Below are 14194 nucleotides of genomic sequence, written 5' to 3' on the forward strand. Positions count from 1 at the left end.
AGAGTTAGTGTAACTAGATATGTAAAGTTTTGTATTAGGATTCAACATTTCTGATGTGATTTCTATCTTTGATAAATACGTGGCTCGTAACTTTCCTGACGAAAACGAGTATTTCATTGCGCTCTTAAATGGTAAATTTTATAAATCAGACCCTAAAGTTATTCCAAAATCTATATATCCAGATACAGGATTATTAAACTATTGGGCACAGCTGACCCAGCCCAAGCAAGGCAAACACATCACTTCATCTGGTACTCTTATCTACTATGTAGCTGAACCAGTAATCAAGGAAAAAAACCGTGGGGTAATGGTAGTAGTTCATTCTACTGCCCTTGAGAATCAAGAAGTAAATGAGGCAATTATGATCGTTACTCAGGTAACTATAGCCGTACTGTTTGCAGCTTCGTTGTTAGCTTGGGTAGTAGCTGGAAGAGTACTTTCCCCTCTACGTTTACTGACTGAAACAGCTCGCTCGATTACTGAATCTGACTTCAGTCGACGCATTCCTGTACAAGGGTCAGACGAAATTGCTGAACTCACTGTTACCTTTAATGACATGGTGCAACGGCTTGAAGCCGCTTTCTCTAGTCAAAGAGACTTCATCAGCGATGCCAGCCATGAACTACGAACGCCAATTACTATTATCCGGGGTCATCTAGAACTATTGGGTGTAGGTGATGACCCCAAAGAGCGACGAGAAACACTAGAATTAGTCACCGACGAACTAGATCGGATGAATCGTTTTGTCGATGATCTATTGTTACTAGCTAAGGCAGAGCAACCAGATTTTTTAAACTTAGAAACTGTAGAAATTGGTTCGTTAACTGAAGAACTATACGCCAAAGTTAAAGCTTTAGGCGTTCGAGACTGGCGGTTGGAGGCAAAAGCTTCAGGTTGCATTGTAGCTGATCGACAACGGCTGACGCAGGCAATTATGAATTTAACTGTAAATGCCACTCAGCATACTCAGGAGGTAGATGTAATTGCACTGGGTTCATCCCTGAAAAAAGGTCGGGTGCGTTTATGGGTACGTGACACTGGTAACGGCATCAACCCTAACGACCAAAAACGGATTTTTCAGCGCTTTGCGCGTGGATCTAACGGTCGCCGTTCTGATGGTGCTGGTTTGGGATTGGCAATTGTCCAGGCCATAGCCTTTGCTCACGGAGGAACGGTCAAAGTCTTTAGTCGTAAGATGGGTGGAGCGACTTTTACTCTAATCCTTCCCTTAGAACCGCCACAGGAAGTATTTTTACATGAAAAGAATTCTGATTGCTGAAGATGAATCTCGCATTGCTAGCTTTTTACAGAAAGGTTTTAAGGCTAATGGCTTTACTACCTATGTAGTCGAAGACGGTGAGAAAGCTATTGTTATGGCTAACAGCAATAATTTTGACCTGCTTATCCTTGATATTGGTCTTCCTGAAAAGGATGGCTGGACTGTTTTAGAAGAATTGCGCGGACAAGGGCAGCAGTTGCCTATTATCATTCTCACTGTTCATGACAATGTGAAGGATAAAGTCAACGGTTTTGAAAGAGGAGCTGATGACTACGTTACTAAACCATTTCGATTTGAAGAACTTTTAGCTAGGGTGCGTGCGCGGTTGCGCGATCGCCACTCACCCAACGGCGAAGATGAGATGATACTCAGCACAGGTAATGTTGTTTTTGACCTCCGTACTCGTAAAGTCAAAGTAGGCGATCGCATAATCGAATTATCTGCTCGTGAATTTACCTTAACTGAAACTTTTTTACGTCATCCTGGACAAGTCCTCAGCCGGGAACAACTCCTGAGCCATGTCTGGGGTTATGACCATGACCCTGGCAATAACATAGTTGATGTCTATGTGGGTTATCTCCGCAAGAAGCTAGGCAACAAGTTTATTGAAACAGTTAGAGGCATGGGTTATCGACTGGGATTATGAGAATTTTCTCATGTTTTTCTTAATTTCAATTTATTTTGATGTGGGAAGCTAAATAATAGCAATCAGACAAATATTTGTTTGCTTATTAAGATTGAAATTTTCTATTGCTAAAGGCATACTTCTTTAGGAATAGCATAAAAATAAAGGGGGATCAAAGAAAATGCTGAAAGTTTAGAACTCAAAATTGAATCTATGAGGATCAGGAAATTACCACTAATTTTCCTTTTTTATCCTTCATAGTTCAGAGTTTTTGTGATTGGAATCCATGAGAATTCTGATTCAATAAAAATTTTCCAGCATTTGAGGAGCCAATTCAATGAATATTTTAGTATTAGAATCTGATAGACTTGCTCAAGCGAAAATGGCATACACTACGCGTCACGTAGATGTAAATGCGATCGCTACACTGATTACCGGAGACATAAAGCCTGAATGTGGTGATTTAGTATTGGCAAGAGTAGACGAAACAGGACAGCACGAGCGTCTCGAACTCTGCGATAGTCGCAAAGCCATCATGTTTCCCGGTGACGAAATAATAATTTGTTACGGGAATCGTTACGCCCCAGATCAATTTGAAGCGGAGATTCCCGAAGATTTGTCACCATGCAATCTCGCAGCAGCAGGTGGCATAGCAGCAAAAGTTTTATCCCAGCACGTCAAAATGAAACCACCCACAGCCATTACTCCTATTGGCTTACTGGGCGATCAACAAGGAAAACGGATCAACATTGCAGATTGGGCTTTACCACCAACTAGCTATATCGGCCAGCGCCCTTGCACAATTGCTGTTGTCGGTACATCGATGAACTCAGGTAAAACTACCACAGCAGCCAACCTGATTAGGGGCTTAGTTAATGCAGGTATGAAAGTAGGAGCCGCAAAAATTACTGGCACTGGCGCGGGTGGAGACATTTGGCTGATGCGCGATGCCGGAGCTAGCTTAGTTTTAGATTTCACCCATGCCGGGTTTCCCTCCACTTACCGAGCTACCCCTGAACAAGTCGAAGGAATTCTAGATACTCTAACTAATTATCTAGGAGCAGAGGGTGTAGATGCGATCGTGCTAGAGGTAGCAGATGGATTGTATCAAGAAGAAACATCAGCATTAGTTTCTTCTGTTGCCTTCCGCGAGGCTATTGATGGTGTTTTGTTTGCCACTGGTGGCGCTCTGGGAGCAGCCGCAGGCATAGAATGGTTGCAAAGCTTTAATCTGCCCGTCTTAGCAGTTAGTGGCTTGGTAACTGCATCTCCGTTAGCTGCACGTGAAACTGAAAAAGCCACAAATTTACCGATTTTCGATATCCAAATGCTGCGCGAACAAGCGACAGATTTATTAGAAAGTATAAAAGCAGCAAAAATAGTTCTTCCATCTCCTCGCCCTCTTCCCGATTTAATGCTGACTCAGCAGGTGAGTACCAACTAATTGCTACGGAGATATGATGCAGATTCCTCGTGCAATTAGTGGCAACCGTCGCTGGTTCCTTACGCGTTTGGTAATTAACGGTTTTTGTCAGGCTGCTGCTACTGTTGCAAATGCTTTGCTAGTAGAGATGGCATTTGACGAGTTGATTACAACTGTCAATCCTGGTTTAAATAACAAACTGCTGTGGCAGATTGGGTTGGGTTTGGCAGCAGCAGCAATTGTCACAGCCTTACTTCGGGTACTAGAACGAGCTGATGCTGAACGGATCGGTCAAGATTACGCCTACGAAATTCGGATGATTTTATACGAGCGTTTGATGAGCCTTGCGCCTCGCGCTCTCCAAAATCGCAGTCAGGGAGGAGTCATGCTGCGCTTTGTAGGTGATTTGACTGCTCTCCGTCAGTGGGTAAGCTTAGGTTTGGCGCGGTTAACTGTAGCTCTGACTACAACTGTGGCCTCTTTAGCAGCTTTATCGATTGTCAGTACTCCTTTAGCTTTGACTGTTGGCTTAGTTTTGGCAATTGGTGGCTTAAGTTCCCTGAAGTTGGGTAAACGAATGCAGTTAGTTGCTCAAGAGTCTAGGCGGCGGTTGAGTAACCTAGCGGCAAATATTAATGAAAAAGTAGCGTCTATTGCTGTAGTGCAAGTTTTTGGGCAGTCGCAACGGGAGAAAAAGCGCATTGCTCGCCAGAGTCGTCGTTTAGAGAAGGCAATGGTAGATCGGGCAATGGTAGCTGGTCAATTGCGGGGAATTACAGAAGGAACCGCCGCGATCGCTTCTGGTGCAGCTTTGGTTGTGGGGGCGCTGGAAGTATCTGCTGGGCGCACTTCTGTCGGTGTAGTCGTAGCGGCAATGACCATTGTCGGGCTTTTAGTTCCTCCACTGCGAGACTTGGGCCGAGTACAGGAATACTGGCACAACTCACGGGTAGCACTGCAAAAGGTTAAACAGTTTCTGGACACTCCTTCTTTAGTCACCCAAAAGGCAAATGCTCCGAAACTCAAGTTAGGGAACGGACTTTTAGAATTTGATGATGTCAGCTTAGAGGGGTCATTGCACAAAGTAAGTGCGATCGCCCAACCAGGTCAAATTGTTGCGTTAGTGGGGCCGAATGGCGCTGGCAAGTCCACCTTAATTTCTCTAGCCGCACGTCTGATTGACCCCGATGAAGGTGTGATTCGCTTGGATGGGCAGGATTTATCACAACACAGCCTACAATCAGTCCGCCGAGCAATTGGCATGGCTGGCCCAGATTTACCCTTACTGCGGGGAACTGTTGCTAAAAATCTCCGCTATCGCTGGCGCAATGCTCCCATTGAAGAAATTACCAGAGTTTGGCAACTTTGCGGCATTGATCAAGTGCTGGCAGAACTATCCCAAGGTGAGGAAACCAAAGTCTCTGAAGGTGGAAAGAGTTTATCAGCTGGACAACGCCAACGCATCGCACTAGCACGGGCAATTTTAGGCAATCCAGCACTATTACTGCTTGATGAAGTAGATGCTAATTTAGATGCCCAAGCTACAGCCATTGTAGACCGCGTACTAGCGGAACACAAAGGCACAGTATTAATTATCACCCACCGCAAAGAGCGTCTTCTCTGTGCCGATGTAATTTGGTACTTAGAAAATGGACGGTTGATTGAAACAGGTTCACCAGAAGTGCTGCTCAACAGTGATAGTCTCACCGCACGGTTGTTTCAAGACAGCGAAGAAAAAGTTTTGTCTGCTTAAAAATTTACAAAACAAATAAATCAGTTTAGTGAGGAGAAAACCATGAAAAAGATTGTAATTTCACAATTTACCGCAGTTCTATGTCAGGACAACAATCCGCCCCCTACCGGTGGTAATAATATCGCCAAGCAAAAACAAGGTCAGTGCGTGAATTTGTAATGTCCAAAGTTTTCAAGCTAGGTTCAGTAGTTTTAGCTGTCAGTCTCGTGCTAACAGGAAAGGCTTTTGCTGTCACAGAACAACAAAATTCTTCCTTAGCCCAGATGACCAGCTTTTCTCAGTTAGCAGATATCAAACCTACGGACTGGGAATTTCCAGCTTTGCAATCTTTAGTAAAACGCTATGGTTGCAAAGCTGATTTTAGTCCCTATGAAGGCGAGCGAGTTCTCACTCGTTCCGAATTTGCAATAAGTTTGAATGCTTGTTTGCTCAGTATAAATCAACTTATAGCCGCAGGTAGTAATCACTTGGTAAATCAAGATGATTTATCTAGCTTGCGGCGGTTACAAACGGAATTTGCTGGCGAGTTAAATAGCTTACAGGCACGAGTTGACAATTTGGAGGTGGAGACAACTCAATTACAAGCACAGCAGTTTTCCATAACCACCAAGTTGAGCGGAGAAGCGATATTTGCGATCGCAGGCTTCACTGGCACAAACAGAGCTGATGATAGAGATGAACCCATCAACGATAATATCTTTGTTGGTAGTCGAGTACGTTTGAATTTTGATACAAGTTTCACAGGTGAAGACCGTCTGAGAGTTCGTTTGCAAGCTACAAATACTTCTTCACTCGATAGAGTTACAGGTACTGCAATGGCTCGTTTGGGGTTTGATGGAGATAGTAATAATGAATTAGAAATCAGTCGCTTAGAGTATCGCTTCCCAATTAGCAAACAAGCAAGAGGTTATGTTGAGGCGACAGCTGGTGAACTCAATGATTTTACTGATATTCTCAATCCCTTTTTTAGCAGTAGTAGTAGTGGTGCAATCTCGCGTTTCGGGCGACGTAACCCGATCTACCGTCAAGGCTTTGGTACAGGAGTAGGAATTAATTACGAATTTAGCGATGCTGTAAGTTTGAGTGTAGGTTATATTGCTGATCGTGCTAACGATCCTGAAGTGGGAATTAGTGAAAGTCCTTACGGTGCAATTGCACAGTTGACCTTGGAACCGATAAAAAATGCGGAAATTGGTTTAACTTATGTGCGCTCATACAACAATATCAACACGGGGACTGGAAGCGAACTTGCTAACAAACCCTTTGATAATGATAGCGATCGCATCACAGCCAATTCTTATGGAGTCCAAGGAAGTTGGCGATTGAATCGTCATTTTAATCTTGGGGGTTGGGTCGGTTTTACACAAGCTACAGCCGAAGATTTATCAAGCAAACCAACAGCCGATATTTTTAACTATGCAATAACCCTTGCCTTTCCTGATGCAGGGAAAGATGGTGATTTAGCTGGCATTGTTATTGGTCAACCGCCGAAAGTTATTAGCAACGAATACGGCAGAGAGTTTACAGACGAAGCTAATTCTTGGCATTTAGAACTGTTTTACCGTTTTCCAGCTACCGACAATATTGCTATTACCCCTAGTTTATTAGTAATTACCAATCCAGAACACAAATACAATAGCGACACGATTTATATAGGAACTGTTAGAACTACTTTTTCTTTCTAGGTACGGACTATGAAAACCTCTCGTCTTTTTAACTTCGTTTTGATTGCTTTATTAAGCTTGGGAGTAGTTGTGGTCATGAAAGATAATAGTTTTCAAACTAACAGCACCAAAAACGCCATTGCATCTGAAATTATTAATGCTCCTCAAGCTCGTGTCTATCTCGGTTTACCCCAAAGTCAGGTTAATGCCAAAACAGCCGATAAAATTAAGCCTAAGATTGTGAAATTACCGAACTTGTTAAAAAAAACAAATGAACCTTGGCGTTTGAAGGGTAAACAAGTAGAAGTTGTTAACTACGGGGTGCTAGTTGAGAAAGATAACAAAACAGGGGAATTGCGAGGTGTTCCAATGGGGAATGCTGAGGGAGATTCGTTTTTGTACGATCCGGCTAGTGGTGGTTCGACTCCCCGACAAAATGAGGAGGCTAAAGGAAGAGAAAACGATCTCATTTTAAGTGCGGCACGCTTCGGTGAAGTTAATGCCTATTACCACACCGATCGGACATTAACCTACGCTAATAGTTTACTAGCAGAACTGGGCGAAAAACCGCTTCCCTACTTGCGCGTAGTAGTAAATGACCATTCTTGTTCACAATTACCAGGCTACCGACAAAATGATTGTGACAAGCGTAGTGGTGAGGCGCTTTCTTTTGGTGGGGGCCATTATCGCCGACCAAGCGATCGCTTCGATGATGAAGGCTTTGAGCATCAAGTGGAAGAAATTAATTCTACAGGAGAAGTGCATTTAGGCCCTGGTAATGACTTTATTAAAGATGCTAATGGCGATCGCGTGGTTGTTAACAGCTATCCTTATAACGAAAATCCTTCCCACAACGCCGCAATTATTATTCATGAAACAGCACATCATATTGTCAGCCACACCGCAGACTTCCGTGAAAACCAGAACCGCCAAAATAATCAATATAGCAACCGTAAAATCCATCTGGATGAAGGAACTTGTGATTATTGGACAGCAGTAATGCTAAACTCTCCTGACATTTACGAATGGCAAAGAGCTAACGAAAAACTAACAGATAAAAGCAATCGCAATCTCAGCGGCCCTCGCACAACTGCCAATTTTGTCCAAGACGGCGACCCTCATGAGAACGGTAACATTTGGAGTTCCACACTATGGGACTTACGACAAGCGATCGGCGATGGTCGCAAAACCGATTTGCTGCTGATGAAAACATTATTGTTGTTTGGTGAGATTGAAGCAGATAACCCAAAAGCAAAACGCAAAATTCGCCGAAATGAAAAAATTGATCAAAAAGATGAATTCCGTGATGGTTTAGCAAAGATACTTAAAGCAGACAAATTATTCTATAAAAACGCCAACCGCACTTTAATTATCAATACTTTTGCCAAACGCGGTATTGACTTAAAAACTCCTGATAGTACCTTTTGAACATCAGGGGAAACGCATCTAAAATTCCGCAGATATTAAAGCGGATTTAATAATTATGAAATTAGAGAATCTGAAGCCTGAAATAATTGCCACAAAATCATTTCCAGCTTTTTTATATAATAAAATAATCAGCGTCAATTAGGGAGATAAAAAAGCATGAATGATATCATGTCCGCTTGATTACTTACTAAAACCCAAGAACCCCACCCCGCCAAAGCTGCGCTTTGTCTCCCCTCCCGAAGAGCGGGGAGGGGCTGGGGGTGGGGTGCAATGACTGTGGAAATCATAACTAATTATGCGGACATGATATGAGGCATTATAGCGGTTATCAGTCCAGTTCAGTACACTTAGGAGAGAGCAATTATACTGATAACCGCTATAGCTCAACTCTAACTTTTACTATTAGGCTAGTGGTTCCAAGTTAATTTTGAGTTTGAGCCAGAATCGGTAAGGTAATTACAAATTCTGTTCCTTCACCTTGGGTAGAATTTACAATCAGTGACCCGCCATGTTTTTCTATAACAATAGACTGAGCGATCGCTAATCCTAATCCTGTTCCTTTACCAACACCTTTCGTAGTAAATAAGTGGTCAAATACTTTTTGTTTAACTGATTCACTCATCCCTTGACCATTATCAGCAATACTCACCTCAACTTGTTTATTTTTTAAAGAGGTGGTAATTGTAATCCGGTTGGGATTGGCTTGAATCTCTTCAAAACTCCTACCTGTATTTGATTCATCCAAGGCATCAATGGCATTTGCTAAGATATTCATAAATACTTGGTTTAATTGTCCAGGAAAACATTCAATTTTGGGTAAATTTCCGTACTCATTGATTATTTCAATAGCTGGACGTTCTTCGTTAGCTTTCAGGCGATGTTTAAGAATTAAAATCGTACTATCAATGCCTTCATGAATGTTAAACGGTACTTTGTAATCTCTATCAGCACGGGAGAAAGTACGGAGACTGGTGCTAATATTCTTGAGCCTGTCACACGCTATCGTCATTGAATCAATCATCTTGAGCAAATCTTCTAAGCTATATTCCAAATCAATTTCTTCAGCATGGGTAAAAATTTCATCTCCGGGAGTAGGAAACTTTTGTTCATATAGTTTCAAGTGTTCGATAACATCAATAAATGTTGGTTTAGCTTGTTTAAGACTGGCAGCAATAAAACCAAGAGGATTGTTCATTTCATGAGCGACGCCAGCAACTAAGTTACCCAACGCAGACATCTTTTCACTTTGGACGATTTGTAATTGAGCTTGTTGCAAATCTTGTAAAGCTTGCCCAGCTTGCTGATAAAGCCGAGCATTTTCTAAGGCAATTGCTGCTTGGGAAGATAGTAGATTAATCACCTGTAAACGGTTACTAGTAAATACTCCTTGACTCAATTGATTTTCTAGGTAGAGAATACCCATCAAATGACCTTGGTTAATAATGGGCGTACATAATACACTTTGAGGTTGATGTAGGAGCATATATTCTCCAATTACACCAGGGATACTCGTTTCACAATTGTCTATGATCACAGTTTCTTGAGTATTTTTAACGTAATTGATGAGTTTTCTCGGAATATATTGACAAGCATCTATTAGTTGTGACTCAAGAATGGTTTTGACATCAGTCTGTGAATTTAACTGTTGATCGATAAAGGTAATTGCCCGCACTTGCCAAGTATCCTCTTGAGGAAGAATTAATACAGATGTTTTCGCACCAGAATTTTCTAAGATAATGCGAGTGAGACTGCTGATAAGTGCGTCTAATTCGATACAACTGGAGATAGTTTGAGATGCTTTGAGAATGCAGGTTAAATCTAGAGCATCAGAAATATTAGTGCTGCTGGTAGTGTAAGTAGATGTACGAGCAATGCTGGCTATGGTTTCTAAGGGATTTAAGTTGAATTCTTGCTGTTGCAAAATGGGTTTGAGTAATTTGGGATAGCGTTTTTCCAAGTCATCAGTTTTGGCTTTTGCTCCCCAATGGGCATAACTGTAATATGCTTGTTGCAGATATCCTTCTGCGGCTTTTTCTTTACCCCATTCTAAGTAAAATTTGGCCGCAAGTTCGTTAGCGATCGCTGCTTCTTGAACATAATCATTGGCGATCGCTTCTTGGATAGCTATTTCATAATAATCTGCGGCTTGTAAGCGATCGCCCGTTACACGAACTTGTTCAGCTAAAATTAAATTGTACTTATGCTGATAATTTACGGGTGCATGAGCCGCCCATTTTTGCATTTTCGACTGGTTTTCGGCTACTTTCTGGAGATAAAGCTGTTGCTGTGCTTCATTTACCTGAGAACAAAGAGCTAACAAACTCAAAGATTGGTAGAAATTCCGCAAAGGAACAATTAATAATCCTGCTGCTCCCTGCTCATACTGCTCAAATTTTTGGGAATATTCCCAAGCAGATTCATATTCACCAAAAAGATAAGCCAGTAGCGTTTTTGCTAGATAGACATAACAAATACCATTGATATTGTTAGTTTCAATTAAAGTCGGTAACATTTCAACTTCGTGAAAATGCTTACCAATTAAAAAACAGGGATTAGCCGCTTCTCCTTGTAAATTTAGAACCGTCTGCCGCCAGATATTTCCCCAAACCAGAGATACCTCTTGTTTAATTTGCTGCATTAGCTCGCAATATTTATCTGCTTCCAGCACAGCATTTTCTAGATTTTCTCCACTCCAAAAGAGAAATTGACAATAGCAATTGGCACAATAGCCTACATATTCTAAATTTCCGGTTTCTAATCCACTCTGCAATCCCTCCAAAAATAGATTCAATGTGGATTTAATTGAATCTTTCCAATGTTTAATAAACAGACTAAAGGTTAAATAAACCCTACTTTTAAGTTCTTTAGTTTGAAACTTTTCTAAAAGCTGTACTGCCAGTTTACCAAACTGATACCCATCTTCAATTGCACCAATACTGCACAAAAATAATCCATAGAGACTATAAGCAACAGCTGCCTGTGGTGAGTTGCCGTACTTGATACAAATTTTGATCATTGTAAAAATTTTGAGCGGCAATAACATCGGTTTGGCTATATAAACTGGAGCAAACAAACCCGATAATATGCGGAGCGCAACTAATTTTTGGGGATCAATGATTTCTGGCAGATTTGCCAATGCTGCAATCGATTGATGAACCAACATTTGTTGTAATTGGTCATGTTCCTCAAAAATAATTTGAGTATTACTGTCTTCAGGTAATGTCAAATCTAGTAATTGCAGTGCTTCTCTACCTGTGGCTATTGCTTCAATGAATTTATTTTGCGCCGTATAAGATTGGATTTGAATCTCATAGGTACGAACTTTTTCTAATGGAGATTTAGCGTTTTTGAGGATAATCTCTACTAATGATTTTGATGAATCAAAGTTTGTATTCAGATATTCTGCCTCAGCCGCAGATTCGTAAACAGCAAGGGCCAAATCGTAGCTGCTTTGCCAAGCATTTATCGGTAATAAAAGAATTGACACTTTTAAATACTCAACTGCTGTCGCATAAGCAGTTGAGTTTTTGGCTTTACAACCAGCTATCAGATTTAACCGGGATAAATGTTCTCGTTCGTCAGCTTCCTCTAATAATTCCAGTCCGTAATTGTATTGGTTGACGATCGCAAAAATTCCTGACTCTTGCTGCTCTTTAGGTGTATTCTGCAACAACAATTGCCCAATTTGCAAGTGTGTTGACTGTTTTTGTGCATCTGGAATGAGTGAATAGGCAGCTTGCTGGACGCGATCGTGTAAAAATTTATATACAACCATCTCAGACTGTTCTTGAGTAGCTGCTTGATTTTCGGAACCAACAAAAAACTTATAAACCTCACTTTGCGGCAAAATCAACCCTTCTTGCAAAGCCTTCCACAAGCAATCTGCGGTTTCTATCTCTGATTGTTTAGAAACAATCGCTAATGTTTTTAAATCGAACTGATTACCAATACAAGCGGCTAGCTTCAATTGTTGTTGAGTTGATTCTGGTAGTCTTCGTAATTGAAAAACCATAAAATCAACAACATTGTCTGCTAAAGTTTGCTGATTTATTTGAGAAATATCACATTGCCAACATCCCTCGGCAAAATTGAATTGAATAAGCCGATCTTGATGTAATGATTTCAAGATTTGAGTTGCAAAAAACGGATTTCCTTGAGCTTTTCGATAAATCAACTGTGAAAGAGATAATGCCACATTTTCTGCACAATTTAATGTATCCGCTACAAGTTGATTCAATTGTAATTGGTTGAGTGGTTTTAGGTTAAGACTATTTACATTTACACCTGTTTTACGAATTTCATCCAACATTACCATCAATGGATGTGCTGGGAATACTTCATTATCTCTATACGCACCAATTAACAATAAATATCCCTGATTAGCTTCATTCATTAATAATTGCATGAGTTTCAATGAAGCCGAATCTACCCACTGCAAGTCATCTAAGAATATAACTAAAGGATGTTCTTTAGTTGTAAATACTTGGAGAAATTTCTGAAATAATAAATTAAATCGGTTTTGTGCTGCGTTACCTGATAATTCTGGTGCAGGTGGTTGTCTGCCAATAATTTTTTCTAATTCGGGAATGACTTCAATAATTACCTGTCCGTCTTCACCTAATGCTTGAATAATTTTATTTCGCCATTTTTGTATTTGGACATCACTTTCTGCCAGTAATTGCTCCATAAAGTTACGGAAAGCTTGGACAAATGCCGAAAAAGGAATATTCCGATTAAATTGGTCAAATTTGCCTTTGATAAAATAACCGTGTTGACGAACAATAGGTTTATGGACTTCGTTAACAACAGCAGTTTTACCAATCCCCGAAAACCCAGCTACCAGGATTATTTCTGTTGCTCCCAGGCTGATATTTTCAAATGCTTCTAGCAGAGTTTCTACTTCTGCTTCTCGTCCATAGAGTTTATCAGGGATAATAAATCTGTCGCACACATCCCTTTGAGCAATTGGGAAACTTTCAATTTTACCAGTTGTTTTCAGTTGAGCTAAACAATTTTCTAAATCATACTTTAATCCTAATACACTCTGATAGCGGTCTTCAGCATTTTTTGACATTAATTTGCTAACGATATCCGAAATTACCGCCGGAATTTGTAAGTTAATTACATCTATTGATGAGGCTACCTTAGCAATATGGGAATGCACCAACTCCATTGGCTCGTTTGATTGAAAAGGTAATTCACCTGTGAGTAATTCGTAGAAAGTTACACCAAGTGAATAAAAATCAGTCCGGTAGTCAATTCCCCGATTCATTCTCCCTGTTTGTTCTGGAGAAATATAAGCTAGTGTTCCTTCTAACACATTGGGGCTGATTAGCGTATGCGTTTCTCTTGGTAATAGAGAGGCAATACTAAAGTCGATTAATTTAACTTGTTTGGAATGAGGATTAATTAAAATATTGCTCGGTTTGATATCTTTATGGATGATACGCTGACTATAGAGTATTTCTAAGGTATTACAGAGTGCGATCGCTATTTGAAAAAACTCTTGCAAAAACCTAATATCTCGCGTTTGATCGCGAGCAAAATAATCTTTTAGAGAAATACCACCAAAATCTTCCATCACCAACGCATAGGCATTTTGATACACCTCCAGGCTGTAGGTTTGGACGATTAAAGATGAGTTTAGATTTTTGGCAATGGTGTACTGATTGCGAAACTGCACCAGTTCGTTGAAGGATGGATATGGATTTTTCAGCAGTTTAATCGCTACAGGTAATGAGTCACCTTCTCGATACCCTCGGTAAACTATAGTTCTCGAACCATTGTAGATTTCTTCAATGATTTTATATCCAGAAATATTAATATTAGTGCTAAACATACTGTTAAATCCGAGTAAGTTATAACTTGATTATTCCCAAATTAATAACGGCAGTTTAATGTTAATTAGTAAAGATTACTATGGCTTTACTTTTGAGACCATTTATGAAGATAAGCTTTAAATTGTAGGGTACATTACACGCTGCTTTAGCTTTAAAACATCCAATGCAGAGATAGACTATCT

The 14194-nt window shown here is 40.6% G+C and carries 7 protein-coding genes; 6 read left to right on the top strand and 1 reads right to left on the bottom strand.

What is annotated here, in order from left to right:
- Positions 1-55 precede the first annotated feature (55 nt).
- The 6 genes from RMX69_RS12770 to RMX69_RS12795 all read left to right on the top strand — a co-directional run bounded on the left by RMX69_RS12770 (position 56) and on the right by RMX69_RS12795 (position 8172).
- Positions 56-1279, top strand: coding sequence for a HAMP domain-containing sensor histidine kinase (locus tag RMX69_RS12770; RefSeq protein WP_322637667.1), 1224 nt, complete (start codon positions 56-58; stop codon positions 1277-1279).
- Positions 1257-1925 carry a response regulator transcription factor gene (locus RMX69_RS12775; RefSeq protein WP_289798228.1) on the top strand — a complete coding sequence of 223 codons (669 nt, stop codon included), beginning with the start codon at positions 1257-1259 and terminating at the stop codon, positions 1923-1925. The genes RMX69_RS12770 and RMX69_RS12775 overlap by 23 nt, the downstream gene beginning before the upstream one ends.
- 316 nt (positions 1926-2241) lie before the next feature.
- On the top strand, positions 2242-3348 hold the full coding sequence (locus tag RMX69_RS12780; protein WP_322637668.1) for a molybdopterin-guanine dinucleotide biosynthesis protein MobB: 1107 nt from the start codon (positions 2242-2244) through the stop codon (positions 3346-3348).
- 13 nt (positions 3349-3361) lie between these two features.
- Positions 3362-5080: an ABC transporter ATP-binding protein gene (locus RMX69_RS12785; RefSeq protein ID WP_322637669.1), complete on the top strand. Its 1719-nt coding sequence runs from the start codon at positions 3362-3364 to the stop codon at positions 5078-5080.
- Positions 5081-5238: 158 nt separating this feature from the next.
- Positions 5239-6765 (top strand): iron uptake porin, encoded by a 1527-nt coding sequence (locus RMX69_RS12790; protein WP_322637670.1) that lies wholly within the window; start codon positions 5239-5241, stop codon positions 6763-6765.
- A gap of 9 nt (positions 6766-6774) precedes the next feature.
- Positions 6775-8172, top strand: coding sequence for a M36 family metallopeptidase (locus RMX69_RS12795; protein ID WP_322637671.1), 1398 nt, complete (start codon positions 6775-6777; stop codon positions 8170-8172).
- Between the two features lie 421 nt (positions 8173-8593).
- On the opposite strand, the gene RMX69_RS12800 is transcribed toward RMX69_RS12795, so the two are convergent.
- On the bottom strand, positions 8594-14011 hold the full coding sequence (locus RMX69_RS12800) for an AAA family ATPase (RefSeq protein WP_322637672.1): 5418 nt from the start codon (positions 14009-14011) through the stop codon (positions 8594-8596).
- Positions 14012-14194 lie beyond the last annotated feature (183 nt).

The sequence above is a fragment of the Nostoc sp. EspVER01 genome (assembly GCF_034530635.1).
Lineage (GTDB): Bacteria > Cyanobacteriota > Cyanobacteriia > Cyanobacteriales > Nostocaceae > Nostoc.

What these genes read in the sequence shown, in the direction of transcription:
- RMX69_RS12775 (WP_289798228.1), top strand. Translation starts at nt 1,257, where the DNA reads ATGAAAAGAATTCTGATTGCTGAAGATGAATCTCGCATTGCTAGCTTT.
- RMX69_RS12780 (WP_322637668.1), top strand. Translation starts at nt 2,242, where the DNA reads ATGAATATTTTAGTATTAGAATCTGATAGACTTGCTCAAGCGAAAATG.
- RMX69_RS12785 (WP_322637669.1), top strand. Translation starts at nt 3,362, where the DNA reads ATGATGCAGATTCCTCGTGCAATTAGTGGCAACCGTCGCTGGTTCCTT.
- RMX69_RS12790 (WP_322637670.1), top strand. Translation starts at nt 5,239, where the DNA reads ATGTCCAAAGTTTTCAAGCTAGGTTCAGTAGTTTTAGCTGTCAGTCTC.
- RMX69_RS12795 (WP_322637671.1), top strand. Translation starts at nt 6,775, where the DNA reads ATGAAAACCTCTCGTCTTTTTAACTTCGTTTTGATTGCTTTATTAAGC.
- RMX69_RS12800 (WP_322637672.1), bottom strand. Translation starts at nt 14,011, where the DNA reads ATGTTTAGCACTAATATTAATATTTCTGGATATAAAATCATTGAAGAA.